Origin of the sequence: Rhizobium sp. P44RR-XXIV, from assembly GCF_001999485.2 — a bacterium.
Taxonomy (GTDB): domain Bacteria; phylum Pseudomonadota; class Alphaproteobacteria; order Rhizobiales; family Rhizobiaceae; genus Rhizobium.
This window is the reverse complement of the sequence record NZ_MPVZ02000028.1, coordinates 88178-104707: the sequence shown is the minus strand read 5'-3', so window position 1 is coordinate 104707 and position 16530 is coordinate 88178. Positions and strand designations below refer to the sequence as shown.

At 61.2% G+C, this 16530-nt stretch carries 17 protein-coding genes; 12 read left to right on the top strand and 5 right to left on the bottom strand.

What is annotated here, in order from left to right; genetic code table 11:
* The first annotated feature begins 164 nt into the window (after nt 1-164).
* Both BSK43_RS17595 and BSK43_RS17590 read left to right on the top strand, forming a co-directional pair.
* Nucleotides 165-443, top strand: a complete 279-nt coding sequence (locus BSK43_RS17595; protein ID WP_077469345.1) for a hypothetical protein — start codon at nt 165-167, stop codon at nt 441-443.
* Nucleotides 444-580: 137 nt separating this feature from the next.
* Entirely contained in the window at nt 581-766 is a 186-nt protein-coding gene (locus BSK43_RS17590; RefSeq protein WP_077469346.1) for a DUF1059 domain-containing protein, read from the top strand.
* 14 nt (nt 767-780) lie between these two features.
* Here BSK43_RS17590 and BSK43_RS17585 read toward each other — a convergent pair whose 3' ends face one another.
* Genes BSK43_RS17585 through BSK43_RS17575 form a run of 3 tightly spaced genes read right to left on the bottom strand, consistent with a single transcriptional unit; the run spans nt 781 to nt 3289 of the window.
* The gene (locus BSK43_RS17585) at nt 781-2037 is read right to left on the bottom strand and encodes a CCA tRNA nucleotidyltransferase (protein ID WP_077469347.1); all 1257 of its coding nucleotides are present in this window, start codon (nt 2035-2037) and stop codon (nt 781-783) included.
* The gene (locus tag BSK43_RS17580) at nt 2034-2669 is read right to left on the bottom strand and encodes a CoA pyrophosphatase (RefSeq protein ID WP_068388377.1); all 636 of its coding nucleotides are present in this window, start codon (nt 2667-2669) and stop codon (nt 2034-2036) included. The genes BSK43_RS17585 and BSK43_RS17580 overlap by 4 nt, the downstream gene beginning before the upstream one ends.
* Complete coding sequence (locus BSK43_RS17575) at nt 2666-3289, bottom strand: DUF1285 domain-containing protein (RefSeq protein WP_077469348.1); 624 nt, start codon at nt 3287-3289, stop codon at nt 2666-2668. Before BSK43_RS17575 ends, BSK43_RS17580 begins: the two co-directional genes overlap by 4 nt.
* 168 nt (nt 3290-3457) lie before the next feature.
* Between BSK43_RS17575 and BSK43_RS17570 the strand changes: the two genes are divergently transcribed.
* From BSK43_RS17570 to BSK43_RS17550, 5 genes are read left to right on the top strand one after another with little or no spacing between them, the layout of a single operon-like run.
* A complete protein-coding gene (locus BSK43_RS17570; protein WP_077469349.1) occupies nt 3458-4471 on the top strand; it encodes a MoxR family ATPase in 1014 nt (337 codons plus the stop codon).
* 27 nt (nt 4472-4498) lie between these two features.
* Nucleotides 4499-5419 (top strand): DUF58 domain-containing protein, encoded by a 921-nt coding sequence (locus tag BSK43_RS17565; RefSeq protein WP_068388385.1) that lies wholly within the window; start codon nt 4499-4501, stop codon nt 5417-5419.
* On the top strand, nt 5416-8238 hold the full coding sequence (locus BSK43_RS17560; RefSeq protein ID WP_077469350.1) for a DUF4159 domain-containing protein: 2823 nt from the start codon (nt 5416-5418) through the stop codon (nt 8236-8238). Before BSK43_RS17565 ends, BSK43_RS17560 begins: the two co-directional genes overlap by 4 nt.
* Nucleotide 8239: 1 nt before the next feature.
* On the top strand, nt 8240-10312 hold the full coding sequence (locus BSK43_RS17555; RefSeq protein WP_077469351.1) for a hypothetical protein: 2073 nt from the start codon (nt 8240-8242) through the stop codon (nt 10310-10312).
* 4 nt (nt 10313-10316) lie between these two features.
* Nucleotides 10317-10742 (top strand): GNAT family N-acetyltransferase, encoded by a 426-nt coding sequence (locus tag BSK43_RS17550; RefSeq protein ID WP_077469389.1) that lies wholly within the window; start codon nt 10317-10319, stop codon nt 10740-10742.
* 38 nt (nt 10743-10780) lie between these two features.
* Here BSK43_RS17550 and BSK43_RS17545 read toward each other — a convergent pair whose 3' ends face one another.
* Complete coding sequence (locus BSK43_RS17545) at nt 10781-11353, bottom strand: N-acetyltransferase (RefSeq protein WP_077469352.1); 573 nt, start codon at nt 11351-11353, stop codon at nt 10781-10783.
* A 347-nt stretch (nt 11354-11700) separates the two neighbouring features.
* Here BSK43_RS17545 and BSK43_RS17540 point away from each other — a divergent pair, with 347 nt between their 5' ends.
* A complete protein-coding gene (locus BSK43_RS17540; RefSeq protein ID WP_077469390.1) occupies nt 11701-12690 on the top strand; it encodes a glutathione S-transferase family protein in 990 nt (329 codons plus the stop codon).
* 45 nt (nt 12691-12735) lie between these two features.
* Here the strand turns inward: BSK43_RS17540 and BSK43_RS17535 are convergent, their stop codons facing one another.
* On the bottom strand, nt 12736-13227 hold the full coding sequence (locus BSK43_RS17535; protein WP_077469353.1) for an NUDIX domain-containing protein: 492 nt from the start codon (nt 13225-13227) through the stop codon (nt 12736-12738).
* Nucleotides 13228-13274: 47 nt separating this feature from the next.
* Between BSK43_RS17535 and BSK43_RS17530 the strand changes: the two genes are divergently transcribed.
* The 4 genes from BSK43_RS17530 to BSK43_RS17515 all read left to right on the top strand — a co-directional run bounded on the left by BSK43_RS17530 (nt 13275) and on the right by BSK43_RS17515 (nt 16431).
* A complete protein-coding gene (locus tag BSK43_RS17530) occupies nt 13275-14213 on the top strand; it encodes a metallophosphoesterase (RefSeq protein WP_077469391.1) in 939 nt (312 codons plus the stop codon).
* 91 nt (nt 14214-14304) lie between these two features.
* Nucleotides 14305-14871 carry a tetratricopeptide repeat protein gene (locus BSK43_RS17525; RefSeq protein WP_077469354.1) on the top strand — a complete coding sequence of 189 codons (567 nt, stop codon included), beginning with the start codon at nt 14305-14307 and terminating at the stop codon, nt 14869-14871.
* Between the two features lie 201 nt (nt 14872-15072).
* Nucleotides 15073-15585, top strand: a complete 513-nt coding sequence (locus tag BSK43_RS17520) for an RNA polymerase sigma factor (protein WP_077469355.1) — start codon at nt 15073-15075, stop codon at nt 15583-15585.
* A gap of 3 nt (nt 15586-15588) precedes the next feature.
* Complete coding sequence (locus BSK43_RS17515; RefSeq protein ID WP_205910634.1) at nt 15589-16431, top strand: anti-sigma factor; 843 nt, start codon at nt 15589-15591, stop codon at nt 16429-16431.
* Nucleotides 16432-16530 lie beyond the last annotated feature (99 nt).

The window sequence follows — 16530 nt, the reverse complement described above, 5'->3', positions numbered from 1 at the left end:
TTACGACGGCGACACGCGGCGAAGAAGACCTAAAGTGCAGAGAGCGAACCTTGGAGGTCGCGATGTACTTTAGGCGTTCAAAATAAAATGATCAGATAGGCCCTGAAATCGACGGGAGAAGACCCTAGGTTACGTAATGCTCGTTTCAATCGGAGGAGGTTGCAATGGCAGTACTGAATCAAGCCACGGAAGTTTCGAAGGAAGAGAAGCTTTCGCGGACAGTCGACAGTCCGGAATTCGTCATCCGGCTGGCAGAGGATATGCGGGTCCGCAGTGGATCCGATCTGCCGCTCTCCTGCTTTATCGAGCAGGTGAGAATGCAGCTTGCAGGTAAGTCGCCAAGCGATGTCGCCCGCTTGGCGGCCGATCGTCCCGCAAAACAGGCGCCCATGACCAGATATCAGTCATCGGACTGCTTCAAATCCTGGGCGATGCCGGATTGAAATCCGCAAGAGCGCGTCCGGCAGGTACAGAGCCTTGCCGGACGGGGAAACCTTTTCCTACCCGTCGCGTTTTAACCTTCATGTCCTTCGGCATGAAGGATTGTCACGGCGTTTAAATTGAATATGAGGAGGAAGATATGCGACTGTTCGAATGTGGTACGCTTGTACCCGGCTGCACATGGCATACCCGCGCCAAGGACGATGCCGAAGTGGTTCGTCGCGCCGTCGAACACCTGCGTGATGCGCATGGCGAAACAATCGTCCGGGAAAACATGGTCGACAACATCAAGTCTCGCATTCGCGATGAGGCGCATGCAGCCTGACCGGGTTGCTGCCGTCAGGCGTTCGCCAGATCCTTCAACCGGGCGAGAAGCTTCGCCCGGTCAGCAGCGAAATTACCCTCCACCCATTCCTGCTCGAGCGTGCCCAGAAGCTCCCCGATACGAGGCCCCGCGCTGACGCCGGCGGCAAGCGCATCCGTTCCACCAAGCGGAAAGGCGGGCTTTTTCCATTTTTCGGTTCGCTGCAGCAATTTGCCGATCCGCGCGCTACGCGCCATTTCCTCGAAATCGCCCTCCGCCTTGCCGCGCGCGACCGCCAAAGCCAGTCTCAGCCGCGCCGCGACGCCTACGGGATCATGGCGATAAAGCAGGCGATCGAAGCCAGCTTCCGACATATCGTCCTTGACCACAGGCGCCGTCGCCCAGGCCTGCAGATAGGCAGCCTCCGCTTTCGAAAGCCGCAACCGCTCCGCCAGCTTGGCAAGTCTTGCAGCATCCGGCGGCACGATGGCGGCAAGCCGCAACAGGGGATCGGCCGACCAGCCGAGAGCCTGTTCGGCGGCCACCAGAGCCGGAACGGCATCAATGCCCCATTTTTCCGTTTCCGGCAGAACCTCGGTCAATATCCCGACCTGGCGCATCCAGAGCAGAGCCCGGCCGGGATCATTGGCCGAAAGCAGCTTCTTCATCTCGGACCAGACACGCTCGGCCGACAGCGTCGCGATCTTCGATCGCGCGCCGGCGCAGGCGCGCAGCCCATCCGCATCCGGCCGGCCGCTGCCGTAATGCGCAAAGAAACGGAAGAAGCGCAATATGCGCAGATAGTCCTCCGCGATCCGGGTCGCAGCGTCGCCGATAAAGCGGATATTCCGACGCTCCAGATCGGCAAGCCCGCCAACAAGATCGACCACTTTGCCATCAGCCGACGCATAAAGCGCATTGATCGTCAGGTCACGGCGTTCCGCATCCGCCTGCCAGTCCTCGCTGAAGGCAACACGGGCGCGTCGTCCATCCGTCTCCACATCCCGACGCAAGGTGGTGATTTCGAACGGCTTTCCGTCAATGACCAGAGTAACGGTTCCATGCGCGATACCTGTTGGCACCGCCTTGATATCCGCTGCATTTGCTCTCTCAACGACAGCCTCCGGCAGCAACGTCGTTGCAATATCGATATCGGCGACCGGCAGGCCCATAAGGCTGTTACGCACGGCACCACCGACGACGCGGGCCTCGCCGCCATCGGCATTGAGCAAGGATAGAACCCGCCCGAGCGCCTCATCCCGGAACCATGTCTCGCCGGCAACGGACGTCATGTGTAAAGCCTTTCATAAAGCGTGCGGACGATGCCCGCGGTAATGCCCCAGATCATCCGCTGCCCATAGGGCATGCGATAGAAGTGGCGCTCGGTGCCCTGCCAGAGCATGGTGTCGGTCGCATGATGTCCCGGGTCCATCAGAAAGGACAGCGGCACCTCGAAGGCATCCTCCACCTCGGTCGGATTAAGGGCCAAGTCGAAGCCGGGCTTTACGACGGCCAGGATTGGCGTGATGCGAAAGCCGGTGGCCGCCAGATAATGCGGGAGCCGCGCAACGGGCTCTATGAAAATATCCGCAAGCCCGATTTCCTCGCCCGCCTCGCGCACGGCAGCCATTTCCGGTGAAGCGTCCTCGGGATCGATAGCACCACCAGGAAAAGCGATCTGGCCTGAATGCTTGCGCAAGGTCGATGTCCTGAGCGTGAAAATCACCTTGGCATCGTCGCCGCTGTCGACGACCGGCACGAGCACGGCGGCATCTTTCAGCTTCAGACCTTCGACTTGCGATATTGTCTCGGGATTGAGAATGTGATCGCCATGATCTCGCCAGGCAAATTCGACGGGACCACCGCTTTGATGCAGGGCACGACGGCGAAATTCATCCGCAGAATAGAGGGGGAATTCGCTCATCGCGTCAGGGCATCCAGCTCGGCAACCGGCATGACGGGAAAGATGGAGCTGCCGGAGCGTATGCAGAAGATTTCCCGCCCGGCAATCTCCACGGACTCGCCGAGTTCGACGAGATCATACATCACCGCACGCGTCACCAGAGCTTCCAGGCGCCCGCGAACATGCAGATAGGGCTTCAACTCATCGTTTTCGCCACGGATGACGAAACGGATCGGATGCTCCCTGCCCGCCTCGACGACATCGCCGACATTGGTGCGAAACGTCAGCACACGCCGGCCGTCGCGCTCCGTCACACTCATCTCGACGGCAACGAAGGGTGCATCGACGACGCGGATCCCGACCTTTTCCACAGGCGTGACGAGATAGGTTTTCTCATCTGCATCCTTGCGCAGGACGGTGGAAAACAGCCGCACCAGCGGCGCGCGGCCGATCGGCGTGCCCAGATAGTACCAGGTGCCGTCGGCGCGAATTTCCATGTCGATATCGCCGCAAAACGGCGGATCCCAACGATCGACGGGCGGCAGGCCCTTCTTTCGACCGCCGCTATCGCCCGCAGCACGGGAAATCAGCGCTGCAAGGCTCGCTGCATCACCTGTCGTCCTGATGTCTTCGGTTGCCATTCTTCCGTCCCGGTTTGCCGTTAGTCACGAATACGACAGTTTCTCACGAGATAGTCATTCGAAACGTGCTTGTCAGCCATGTTCGTGGCGATAAGTTGTATTGATTATGAGGCAAATGTGTAAGGTCTGCGAATCGCGCGCACCGTTTTTCTGCCATTGGAGACGCAAATGGGCATGATCAAATCGACCGATACGAGCCTCGACGAGCAGGCCATCATCGCATCCGCCGAAAAGGCGTTGAGCGATATCGCCCTCATCCGCGAAGAGGTCTCGAAGGTCATTTTCGGTCAGGAAAGCGTCGTGGAAAACACGTTGCTTGCCGTGCTCGCCGGCGGCCACGCCCTGCTTGTGGGCGTGCCCGGCCTCGCCAAGACCAAGCTCGTGACCACGCTCGGCTCGGTCCTCGGCCTTGCTTCCAGCCGCGTGCAGTTCACGCCCGACCTGATGCCGTCGGACATTCTCGGTTCCGAAGTGATGGATCAGGATGAAAGCGGCCGTCGTTCGTTCCGTTTCGTCAAGGGACCGGTGTTCGCGCAGTTGCTGATGGCCGACGAAATCAACCGCGCCTCGCCGCGCACGCAGTCGGCACTGCTGCAGTCCATGCAGGAATATCACGTGACGATTGCCGGCCAGCGCTATGACCTTCCCGCGCCCTTCCACGTTCTCGCCACGCAGAACCCGCTGGAGCAGGAAGGCACCTACCCCTTGCCGGAAGCGCAGCTCGACCGCTTCCTGCTGCAGGTCGATGTCGATTATCCCGAGCTGGCCGACGAGCGCCGTATTCTTCTTGAAACTACCGGTCTCAGTGAAGCAACGCCGCAGGCCGTCATCACAGCCGAACGCCTGCTGGAAATCCAGCAACTGATCCGCCAGATGCCGGTCAGCGACGGGGTGGTCGACGCGATCCTGTCTTTGGTCCGCTCCGCCCGTCCCGGTCAGGGCAATGCCTCGACCGACAAGCACGTTGCCTGGGGCCCGGGTCCGCGCGCCGGCCAGGCGATGATGCTCTGCGCCCGTGCCCGTGCGCTCTACGAAGGCCGGCTCGCGCCATCGATCGACGACGTGCATGCGCTCGCCGAACCCGTGCTTGAGCACCGCATGGCGCTCACCTTTGCCGCCCGCGCCGAAGGCATGTCCGTGCGCGATGTCATTGCAGGGCTGGTAAAGCAGTCGAGACCATAAGCCTGAGGTCGAGGAGAATTTAAACGCGTGGCATCCATCGGACAGATCGTCAGACCGACTTCAGGCAATGATGCGCTCTCCCGTGCCCGCAGTCGCGCCGCCCTCGTGCCGGATTGCCTCGTGGAAGCCAAGCGCATCGCCAACACTGTCATTGCCGGATGGCACGGCCGGCGCAAGCGCGGCATCGGCGAGAACTTCTGGCAGTTCCGTCCCTATAGCGAGGGCGAAAGCCTCTCGCGCATCGATTGGCGCCGCTCGGCCCGCGACGATCACACCTATATCCGCGATCACGAGTGGGAAGCCGCCCACACGATCTGGCTCTGGGCCGACCTCTCGCCCTCGATGATGTATAAATCGACCTACGGCCACGTTTCCAAGGAGGGCCGCGCGCTGGTGCTGATGCTGGCGCTTGCGGAAATCCTGTCCCGGTCCGGCGAGCGCATCGGTTGCCCCGGCATCATGGAGCCGGTCTCGACCCGCAATGCCGCCGAACGGCTGGCGGCCGCCCTGATGCATACGCCGCTCGAAGGCGGATTGCCGCAGACGGCGATGATCCGCGGCTGGAGCGATATCGTGCTCATCGGCGATTTTCTGGATGACGCCGACAGCGTGATGAGCCGCATCGGACCTCTGGCGCGACGCGGGTTGCGCGGTCATGTCGTCGAAGTTGCCGATCCCGCCGAGGAAATCTTTCCCTATAGCGGTCGTACCGAGTTCAGCGATCCGGAAACCGGCTCGAAGCTGATCGCCGGCCGCGCGGAAAATCTGCGAGATGATTATCAGCGCGCCTATCTCGCCCGTCGCGAAAACCTTGGTCAATCGCTACGTCATCTCGGCTGGACCTTCGTCAACCATCGCACCGACCGGCTGGCATCGGAAGCGCTGGTGGCCGTCCACATGTACCTCTCCGGCATGCCTTCCAGGGTCGCGCCAGGAGGACAACCATGACCGGTCTTTCCTTCGCGTTCGCCTCGCCGGCGATCCTCGCAGCCCTGGTCCTGCTTCCGGTGATCTGGTGGCTCCTGCGCCTGACGCCGCCGCAGCCCCGCGCGGAAGTCTTCCCGCCGCTGCGTATTCTGGCAACGATCCTCAAGCGCGAGGAAACGCCGGCCCGCAGCCCATGGTGGCTGACGCTGCTGCGCATGCTGCTCGCCGCACTCGTCATCCTCGCCATCGCCAATCCGATGTTCAATCCGCGCACCAACACCCTGTCGAGCGGCGGTCCGCTGGTGTTGATGATCGACAATAGCTGGGCTAGCGCCTCGGATTGGGAGCGCCGCGTCCGAACAGCCGATGCGCTCATCGACGATGCCGACGCCAAGGGCATTCCGGTCTCGATCGCCTTCACAGCCGAACAAGGCAATGACGCGACGCCGGGTGCCGCGACCGCAGCCCGCGACAAGCTGCATGCGATGAACCCGCGACCGCTGGTGCCCGACCGCCAGCGCGCCGCCGACGCCGTGAAGGCCGCGCTCAACGGCAGCAAGCCGGGTACGGTCGCCTTCATTTCCGACGGCATCGAGAGCAAGGACAAGGACGACATCGTCAATCGGCTTTCCGCCCTTCAGCCGAGCGAACTGCGCCTGATTGAAGGTGACGGCAGCGATGTTCTCGCAATCACCGGCGCAGCCAATAACGCCAGTGACATGACCGTTACGGCAACACGGCTGAACGGCACCAGCCCGCTGCGCCTCGGACTGACGGCGCAGGACAATCAGGGCCGGCCCATCGCCGCCGGTTCGCTCGATTTCGCGGGCGGCCAAACGGTTGCCAGCGGCTCGATCGCCGCTCCATTCGAGATGCGCAATGATTTCGCCCGCATCAGCGTCGACCGCAATGCCAGCGCCGGCTCCGTGCACCTTCTCGACGACGGCTTCCGCCGTCGCCGCGTGGCGCTTCTTTCCGGACAGGCAGCCGACGAATTCCAGCCGATCCTGTCGCCGCTCTATTATATCCAGCGCGCCCTTCAGCCTTACGCGGACCTCATCCAGCCCAACAGTGCCGATCTGGCAAAATCGATCCCTGAATTGCTCGCAGGCAATCCGTCGGTCATGATCATGGCCGATGTCGGCCGCCTGCCGCAGGAAAGCTACGCGCCGTTGCAGCGCTGGATTCAAAATGGCGGCACGCTCGTTCGCTTCGCCGGTCCTCGCCTCGCCGCAGCGCCGACCGATGACCCGCTAGTGCCCGTGACCCTGCGGCAGGGCGAGCGCACGTTCGGTGGCGCGCTCTCCTGGGCCGAGCCGCAGCCATTGGCTGACTTCCCCGCCTTCGGCCCCTTCGCGGGCATGCAGAAGCCGACCAATGTGCTGGTCAAGCGGCAGGTTCTGGCCGAGCCGACGCCTGATCTTGCCGAACGCACCTGGGCAAGCCTTGCCGACGGAACGCCGCTGGTCACCGAAAAGCAGATGCAGGCTGGTCGCATCGTTCTTTTCCATGTCAGCGCCGAACCGCAATGGTCGGACCTGCCGATCTCGGGCGATTTCGTTGAAATGCTGCGCCGGCTCGTGCAGCTGTCGCGCTCCGGCGGCGTCGCATCGACGGAAGGCGCAGCCAAGACGGCCGAGGCAATGCCACCTTACCGGCTTCTCACCGCCAAAGGCGTGCTGACAAGCGAGATCGGCAGTGCCCGTCCGCTGGAGCCAGGCATCAAGGGCACGGCCGTTGCCAGTTTCGACAATCCACCGGGCCTCTACGGCTCCGAAGAGGGCTTTTCCGCGTTGAACATCCTGCCCGCCGGCGCCACGCTCAAGCCACTCGATGCCTCGGCGACGGGCACGGTGACAAGGGATGGCCTTATCGGCGGCGAGGCATGGTCGGCCAAACCGATCCTCTTCATCCTCGCCTTCCTCGTCCTGCTTGCCGACAGCCTGATCGTCCTCTTCATGAACGGCGCCTTTCCCCGTCTTGGCAGAGCGACGAAAACCGTGGCCGGCGGCGCGGCAATGCTGCTGCTGGCGATCTCGGTCGCCGCCTTCCTGCATCCTGCGACCGCTCTCGCCAATGATTCCAAGCCCGGCGACGACACCATATATTCGCGGCTGGACAAGACGCATCTTGCCTATGTCGTGACGGGTGAATCCGAGGTGGATCATCTGTCCGAGCGCGGTCTTGCCGGCCTCTCCGATTACCTGACATATCGAACGACCCTGGAGCCCGGCCCACCGGTGGGACTGGATCCGGCAAAGGATGAACTCGCCTTTTATCCGCTGATCTACTGGCCGATATCGGCGACAGCACCGATGCCGTCCAATGACGCAATCAACCGCATCGATGCCTATATGCGCAACGGCGGCACCGTGCTCTTCGACACCCGCGATGCCATCGATACGATGGGCGATACGTCGTCGCCGAGCCCGAACGGCCAGCGGCTGCAACAGATTCTCGCCAATCTCGACATCCCGCCTCTCGAGCCCGTGCCGTCAGGGCACGTGCTGACCAAGTCCTTCTATCTGCTGTCGAGCTTTCCCGGCCGCTATGCCGACAGCCCATTGTGGGTCGAGGCACGCCAGGACACGCACCGGGACGGCAATGCCGTGGCATCCTCCGATGGCGTGACGCCGATCATGATCACGGGCAATGACTTCGCCGGCGCCTGGGCGGTGGACGACAACGGCACGCCTTTGCTGCCGACCGTGCCTCCGGACGAAGCTCAGCGTGAATATGCCTACCGCACCGGCGTCAACATCATGATGTACATGCTGACCGGAAACTATAAGGCCGATCAGGTACACATCCCGGATATCCTGCAACGGTTGGGGCAATAAGATGAATATCGGTTTTGCCCCATTCCTGCCCTGGCCAATACTGGCTGCTCTTGTGGTGCTGACCCTTGCCATCGCTGCGCTTGCGATCTACCGGCGCCTGCGCGGCGGCTGGATCCGCGCGCTGGCCGGCGCCGCGCTGCTGCTCGCACTTGCCAATCCCGTGCTGATGCAGGAAGACCGCGATCAGCTCACCACCATCGTTCCCGTCGTCGTCGACCGCAGCCTGAGCCAGGACACGCCGGAACGCACCAAGATGACAGACGATGCCCTGGCGATGCTCAAGGACCGGCTGGCGCAATTCCCGCGCATCGAGCCTCGCATCGTCGAGGCGCGCGACCCGGCGGAATCGGACTCGCCCTCGACACGGCTTTTCGCCGCCCTCTCCTCGGCGATCGCGGACGTGCCACCTGCCCGGATCGGTGCCGCGATCTTCCTGACCGATGGCCAGATCCACGACATTCCCGGCGTGAACCAGCAGCTCGGCTTCGACGCGCCCATCCATGGGCTGATCACCGGCAAGCCGGACGAGTTTGATCGTCGCATCGAGATCGTGCGTGCCCCTCGCTTCGGTCTCGTCAACGAGGAGCAGCAGCTGGTCTTTCATGTCGTCGACGACGGCAAGAGCCACGGCGGCCTCGCGGACGTGACCGTGAAGATGAATGGCGACGAGATTGCCACGCTGCAGGCGACGCCGGGCCAGGATACGCCCTTCAGCTTCAAGGTGCCGCGTGCTGGCAACAATGTTCTCGAATTCTCCGTGGCCGAAGTGCCGGGCGAAGTGACACCCGTCAACAATCAGACAGTCCAGCTGATCGAAGGCATTCGTCAGAACATGCGTGTCCTGCTCGTCTCGGGCGAGCCGCATGCTGGCGAGCGCGCCTGGCGCAACCTGTTGAAATCCGACGCCTCCGTCGATCTCGTGCACTTCACCATTCTTCGCCCACCGGACAAGCAGGACGGCACGCCGATCAACGAACTGTCGCTGATCGCCTTCCCGACGCGCGAACTCTTCGTCGACAAGATCAGCTCTTTCGATCTGATCATCTTCGACCGTTACCAGGACCGTCAGAACGTCCTGCCGACGATCTATTATGATTACATGGCGCAATACGTCGAAAACGGCGGTGCATTGCTCGTGGCCGCTGGCCCCGAACATTCCGGCGGCAATTCGATTGCTCTGACGCCACTCGCCTCGGTTCTGCCGGCCGAGCCGACCGGACAGATGATCGAGAAGCCGTTCTATCCGCGCCTCTCGGATCAGGGTCGCAAGCATCCCGTCACGCGCGGGCTCGATGGCTCCGACACGGAGCCGCCGCATTGGGGCCGCTGGTTCCGCAGCGTCGATGTCGAAAAGCCGCAGGGTCAGACCGTGATGGTTGGCGCCGACAACAGTCCGTTGCTGGTGTTGAACCGCGTCGGCCAGGGCCGCGTCGCCATGCTGCTTTCCGATGAAGGCTGGCTCTGGGCGCGTGGTTTCGAAGGCGGCGGCCCGCATGTGTCGCTCTATCGACGCATTGCCCACTGGCTGCTGAAGGAGCCGGCGCTGGAAGAAGAGGCACTGACGGCAAATGCCGCCGGCCGCACGGTGCAGGTGACGCGTCAGACCGTAGGTGACGATCCTGGCCCTGCCACGATCAAATCGCCCTCCGGCAAGACCCAGACTTTGCCGCTGAAGCAGACACAGCCGGGACTTTACCAAGCCGAGAAACATATGGACGAGATCGGGCTCTACCAGGTCGCCAACGGCAACCTGTCGACGCTTGTCCATATCGGTGCCATTGATGCTCCGGAGTTCAAGGCGATGATCTCGACCACCGAGACGCTGAAGCCGCTAGCCCAGAAGACCAAGGGTCTCGTCACCCGTGTCGCCGGCGCCAATGGCGGCGTCACGGTCCCACAGGTCTTGCCGGTTCGGGGCGCGGTTCGCGTCGCCGACGGCCAGCGCCTGACCATCCGCATGACCGATGAAACCGTGCTGAAGGGGATCAATACGCTACCCCTGTTCGCGGGCTTTGCCGGTCTGGCCGCCCTGCTCTTTGCCTTCTCCGCCACCTGGTGGCGCGAAGGACGGTGATATGATGACAAAAATCGATGTAACCGATAGCCCTTCCGAAAGCGATCTGGCTACGATCACCAGCGGCCTGGTCGCCTTCAATGCCGCCGATATCGGCCCATCCGAACGCCGGCCGCTGGGGGTGCTGATCCGCGACGAGAGCGGCGAGACTATTGGCGGAATCTCCGGCTATACCGGCTGGGGATGGTTGTTCACGCAATTGCTGTTCGTGCCGGAAACCCTGCGTGGCCAGGGCATGGCGAGCAAACTGCTCGATGCGGCGGAAACGGAAGCGATAGCCCGCGGCTGTTTCGCAGCCTGGATCGATACGTTCAATCCGCAGGCGCTACGCGCCTATCAGCGGCAAGGCTATGAGATCTTCGGCGAGTTGCCGGATTTCCCGGTTGGCCGCAGCCGCCTCTTCCTCCAGAAAAAACTATCGCCCCGTTAATCGAATGGGGCGACGTTTTCTGCATCCGGTGTAAAGGCCTAGACGGCAATCGCCGTCAGCGGCATGACTTCATCAAAATCCTCGTCTTCGACCTCGACGATCGAAGCGGAATCATCCCGCCAAATGATAGAGCCATGCAGCCGCTCATGCGTGTCGGCGGCAATCGGCACGACGAGAACCCGGTTGGGATCGACAGGCCCCGGGAAGGCCAAGGCGTTGTAGGCGACCTTTTCGAAGCCGAGCGGGCCATAATAGGGTGGGTCGCCGACAAGAATGACGCATTCCGACCCCTTGCGTTTCGCCGCTTCGACGGCGATCCGCACGAGCTCGCGGCCGATGCCCTTGTTCTTGTGTGAGGGCCTGACGGCAAGCGGCCCGAGCAAATGTCCCTTGACCGAGCCGGCCAGGACCGGTGTCATGCGCACCGAGGCGATCGTCTCGCCATCGTCAGCGCAGATGAAGGACAGCGTGCGATCATGCGGCCCCTGCTCGCGAATCCGCGCAGCAGCACGGGTAAACCGGCCAGGACCGAATGCTTCTTCATTGATGAGTTCGATAACGGCGTCGTGCGACGCATCCTCAGTGAGGTAGACCAGATCGTGCTTGTACATGAGCCAAAGAAACCAGATAGACAGACGGAATTGTTCTCGAAGGCGCTCGTGGAGCGTTCGGGATCATCGGCGTCGTCGCAGGCTTCTGATGGCTTTCATGAGAGCTGTTCCTCAAAGTTTGACAAGCCCGATAGCAGGAAATATTCGGCACGTCCAACGTAAAATGTGTGCTGCCGTTTGTTGATGCAAGATCGTGTCCGCATGATGACATCCCTCGATGAAATCTCGCGCCCATGCCTGCCGATCATGCCCGATACGCAGTGTTCATCGTTTATCGCCTCGAAATTCGGCCGGCATGCCGTATGTTCAAAACAGGTTTTAAGCAGCATTTCGGGAAGGACAAATCAATGGGCATGTTGGTTGACGGCATCTGGCACGATGTCTGGTACAACACCAAGGAGACGAAGGGCCATTTCCAGCGCGCTGCGTCGCAGTTCCGCAACTGGATCACCCCTGACGGTGCAGCCGGCCCAACCGGAGCCGGCGGCTTCAAGGCCGAGGCCGGACGTTACCATCTCTACGTTTCGCTCGCCTGCCCCTGGGCGCATCGCACCCTCATATTCCGCAAGCTGAAGAAGCTCGAAGATCTCATTTCCGTCTCGATCGTCAACCCGCTGATGTTGGAAAATGGTTGGGAATTCAAAGGGAAAGACGGTGGGACGACCGACCCGCTCTTTGGTGCCAAGGCGCTCTGGGAAATCTACATCAAGGCCGATCCACACTATTCCGGCCGGGTCACTGTTCCTGTTCTCTGGGACAAGCAGACCGGCACGATCGTCAACAACGAGTCAGCTGAAATCATCCGCATGTTCAACAGCGCCTTTGACGGATTGACCGGATCCAAGGACGATTTTTATCCCGAGAATCTGCGCGCAGATATCGATACCTTGAACACGCTGGTCTACGACACGGTCAACAACGGCGTCTACAAGGCCGGCTTTGCAACGACGCAGGACGCCTATGAAGAGAATGCCCGCCGCATCTTCGAAACGCTCGACACCCTCGAAAAGCGACTATCGACAAAACGCTATCTGTTCGGAGAGCATCTGACTGAGGCCGACTGGCGGTTGTTCACCACGCTCGTCCGTTTCGATGCCGTCTATGTCGGCCATTTCAAATGCAACATCCGCCGCATCGCCGATTACCGAAATCTCTCCGCATATCTGCGGGATCTTTACCAGGTTGCCGGCGTGGCGGAGACCGTGAACATCGAGCACATCAAGAATCACTATTACCGGAGCCACAGGACGATCAACCCGACGGGCATCGTTCCCATCGGCCCAGAACTTGATCTCGATCGTCCGCATGGTCGCGAGCAATTGTCGAAAGCTGCTTGATCCCGAAACGAAGCAGCCTTGCTGCTGTCCCCGACGGCGGCAGGGCTACCAATAATTCGAAGGGAGTTCGGACCCGCTCAACTCTTCCAACCGGCGGTAGGTCGACTTCGTGGTACCCGGCGGCAGGGCGTCGAGCGCAAAGAAGCCACTCTCGACGATTTCGAGATCAGGCTTGCGCGGCGCAGTCTGCGTTACCTCGACGCGATAGAAGACGACATGGTCACGTTTGCTCGTGCGATTGTTGAAATAGACGTGAAAGAGCTGCGGCCTCCCCGATATCACCAGATTGCCCTCCTCCCGCAACTCCTTCTCGAGCGCCTGCTCCATCGTTTCATGACGTTCGACACCGCCGCCCGGCATGTGCCACCCCGGAATATAGGAATGCCGCACCAGGAAAATGCGCCCATCGGCATCGAAACAGGCAGCCCGCACGCCAAGCGTCATGCTGCGGGTGAGCACGAAATACACATGCAGTGCACGACCGAACAACCAAGCCCGCAGACCACGCCCTTCGCCCTTCGGAGCCTCGTCACTCATCCCTGAGCTCCGGAGTGCTGATCCTTGAGGCAAGGCATGTATTTGTTTTGACAATCGAATGGGCTATGTCTGATCCCATGTTCAAGCTCGCGCATATTTCCGATGTTCACCTGGGTCCCCTGCCACGCCTTTCGATCAGAGAGCTCGCCTCCAAACGCATCACAGGATTTGTGAACTGGCACAGGAACCGGCGCAAGCACCTTTTTGGCGATACGCTCGATCTGCTTCTTGACGATATCAAGTCGAAACAGGCCGATCATCTCGCGGTGACTGGCGATCTCGTCAACCTTGCAAGCGGCATCGAGATCCAGACCGCCGCCGCTTGGCTGAAGACAGTTGGCGACCCTCAGCACACCTCCGTCGTGCCCGGCAATCACGATGCCTATGTGCCTGGGTCTTATGAGAAGGCCATGCGCGCTTGGTATCCCTATGTCAAAGGCGATCGCGCGCCTGTCGAATGGCCGCAGGATCAGCATGTCTTCCCCTATCTGCGCATTCGCGACCAGGTCGCGCTGATCGGCTGCTCGACCGCCGTGGCAACGCCGCCGTTTGCTGCCAGCGGCTTTTACTCTGCCCGTCAGGCGCGCGAGACGGTGAACATGCTCCGCGCCGCCGGCGATGCCGGCCTTTTTCGCGTCGTCATGATCCACCATCCCCCCATTCGCGGCGCGACCAGCTTCTATAAGCGGATGATCGGTATTCGCCGCTTTGCCGCTGCCATCTCCACGGGCGGCGCCGAGCTTGTTCTTCATGGCCACACGCACCTCAATACTCTTCACTGGCTCCGCAGCCAGACAGGCCCGGTGCCAGTTGTCGGGATCGCTTCGGCGTCTCAGGGCGTCGGCGGGTTGAAGCCGCGGGCCGCCTATAATCTCTTCACGATTGCCGGCAGACCAGGCGCCTGGGAGCTGAAGGCCGAGCGCTACAGCCTCGATGCAAAAGGCGACAAGGTCGATCCAGAAGGTGTCGATATTTTAGCCCCGTGATCGCCGCTTTGCGGCTTCCGACAGCATCGTTTCGGTAGCGTATTCGAAGATACCGAGATACAATCGGCATCTGGGAATCTCGGAGGATGGAATGGGTTTCAAGGTCGTGACGAAGAGAGCCGTAATGCTGGCACTGGCCAGCGGATTTTTGCTCGCTGCCAGCCTGCAGGCCTTCGCTGCCGGTTCGGAAGACGACGAAACCGCCCCACCGCCGAAGAGCAAGACCACCACCGAATGCACCGACGGCAAGGTATGGGACAAGGACAAGAAGGAATGCGTGAAGCCGACGCAAAGCGGCTTCAATGACGATCAATTGTTCCAGGCCGCGCGCGAATTCGCCTATGCCGGCCAGTATGACAACGCCATCACGGTCTTGAAACTCGCCAGAAACCAGGACGATCCCCGCATTCTGAACTACCTCGGCTATTCCAACCGCAAGGCCGGCCGCATGGAACTCGGCATGAGCTACTACCGCAAGGCCCTGCAACGCGACGAGAACTACATCCTTGCCCGCTCCTACATGGGGCAGGCCCTGCTTGAGCAGGGCGACGTTCAGGGCGCACGGGTGCAGCTGGTCGAAATCCGAGATCGCGGCGGTGAAAATACCTGGGCTTACCGATCGCTGATGCAGTCGCTCAAGGGTCAGGTTACCTACTGAGTAGGCGATGGTGGGGCATCCGACTGGATTAAAGACAGACAAACACGCGGGTATTTTTGAAGACTTGCGAAACGGCACAGAAATGGTTCATACCAGCACAGAACGATCATCCCGTTCGCATCGCCCTTCCCCGGGTAAGGGCCGTCATTTGCGGGAAGACATCGTCATTGTCACAACCTCCAACGCCTCACTGGAAAGACCATGCCCACGCCGGTAGCTGCCATCGATATCAGACGCGATCTGGTCGGCCTTCTCCCGAAGTTGCGCCGCTTCGCGGTGACTCTGACCGGCGATCTGGCCGATGCGGATGAGCTGGTGCAGAACGTCTGTCAACGCGGCATAGCCAAGTTCCATCTCTGGAACGGCATCGGAAAGCTGGAAAGCTGGCTCTATACGATGGCGCGGCATCAATGGATCGATGAAGCGCGGCGCCATAGGCTGCGGCCCACCGCCAAGGGCAATGCGCTTGAACAAGGCGAGCCGGCATCCGGGGTGCACCCCAATCCGGTGGAAGCCGGAGAAGCGCACCGCTTGGTCACATCTTTGCCCGAAGGACTTGCCAGTGTCTTCCTGCTGGTCGATGTCGAAGGGCATAATTACAAGCAGGCGGCCGATATTCTCGGCATCCCCTTGTCGGCAGTGGCATCGCGGCTCTCCAGCGCCCGACTGCATCTTGCCGCACAGGGTCACAGCCGCTCGCCTCGAAGGTTTTAAGCATTGCAGGACATGAAGAAATTGCCGCTCGAAGTTCGCCTTTCCGCCTTTTTGGACGGCGAGATGAGCCGCGAAGAAAAGGAAGAGCTGGAAAGGCTGATAGCCTCCGATCCGGATGCACGCCGCATTTTCGACGAACTGCGGCATGGCTCCGATGTCGGCCGCAAGGCTTTCGATGAAGTCCTGAAGGAACCGGTTCCTCTCGCACTCGTGCGCTCCATCAAGAGCGCGCAGCCTCCGAAAACACGGGATCCCTCCCCCCGCCTGGCTCGGCCGTCCTTCAAGCTTGCCCCCTCTGGCAAGCAGTCGCTCGCGGCCGCTCTCCTCCTGTTCGTGCTTGGCGGCGGCATCGGCTATCTCTTTGGCGTGCAGCCGGCCCAGGTGCCCGCAGCGGCATCCCCTACCCCGGCTCAAGCGGCAGCACGCAGCTGGCTGGATGATATAGCCGCCTACCACCGCATCTATTCGCGGCAACCGCGCCACATGGTCGAACTGCAGGCAAGCGAGCTGGACGAAATCAGCAAGTGGCTGTCGAGCACGGTCGGCGTCAAATTCAACTTTCCGGATCTTGCTGCAGACGGTCTCGTCTTCCAGGGCGCGCGCATGTTCATTGCCGGCGGCAAGCCAGTGGGCCAGCTGATCTATAAAAACCTCGACGGCGAAGTCATCGCCATCTCTTTCACCAAGACCGAAGGCGCTCCGGACGACGGCGATTTCGACGAAACCATCAAGGACGATGTCAGTATCGTCTCCTGGCATCGCAATGGCGCGACCTATGCCGTCGTCGGCCCGTCCTCAGATGCCATGCTCGACCAGATCGCCAACAGGGTATCCTCTGAAATCTAATAGAGCCGCTCTTGCTTTGCAGCTTGCGGTGGCCAGCCAGCCGATGGATAATGCCCAACGGTAAACCGTACCGGGTTGATATTCTCGCTGGAGTTTCAA

Coding starts and splice junctions, on each gene's coding strand:
- BSK43_RS17595 (WP_077469345.1), top strand. CDS start 165: ATGGCAGTACTGAATCAAGCCACGGAAGTTTCGAAGGAAGAGAAGCTT.
- BSK43_RS17590 (WP_077469346.1), top strand. CDS start 581: ATGCGACTGTTCGAATGTGGTACGCTTGTACCCGGCTGCACATGGCAT.
- BSK43_RS17585 (WP_077469347.1), bottom strand. CDS start 2,037: ATGACGTCCGTTGCCGGCGAGACATGGTTCCGGGATGAGGCGCTCGGG.
- BSK43_RS17580 (WP_068388377.1), bottom strand. CDS start 2,669: ATGAGCGAATTCCCCCTCTATTCTGCGGATGAATTTCGCCGTCGTGCC.
- BSK43_RS17575 (WP_077469348.1), bottom strand. CDS start 3,289: ATGGCAACCGAAGACATCAGGACGACAGGTGATGCAGCGAGCCTTGCA.
- BSK43_RS17570 (WP_077469349.1), top strand. CDS start 3,458: ATGGGCATGATCAAATCGACCGATACGAGCCTCGACGAGCAGGCCATC.
- BSK43_RS17560 (WP_077469350.1), top strand. CDS start 5,416: ATGACCGGTCTTTCCTTCGCGTTCGCCTCGCCGGCGATCCTCGCAGCC.
- BSK43_RS17555 (WP_077469351.1), top strand. CDS start 8,240: ATGAATATCGGTTTTGCCCCATTCCTGCCCTGGCCAATACTGGCTGCT.
- BSK43_RS17550 (WP_077469389.1), top strand. CDS start 10,317: ATGACAAAAATCGATGTAACCGATAGCCCTTCCGAAAGCGATCTGGCT.
- BSK43_RS17545 (WP_077469352.1), bottom strand. CDS start 11,353: ATGTACAAGCACGATCTGGTCTACCTCACTGAGGATGCGTCGCACGAC.
- BSK43_RS17540 (WP_077469390.1), top strand. CDS start 11,701: ATGGGCATGTTGGTTGACGGCATCTGGCACGATGTCTGGTACAACACC.
- BSK43_RS17535 (WP_077469353.1), bottom strand. CDS start 13,227: ATGAGTGACGAGGCTCCGAAGGGCGAAGGGCGTGGTCTGCGGGCTTGG.
- BSK43_RS17525 (WP_077469354.1), top strand. CDS start 14,305: ATGGGTTTCAAGGTCGTGACGAAGAGAGCCGTAATGCTGGCACTGGCC.
- BSK43_RS17520 (WP_077469355.1), top strand. CDS start 15,073: ATGCCCACGCCGGTAGCTGCCATCGATATCAGACGCGATCTGGTCGGC.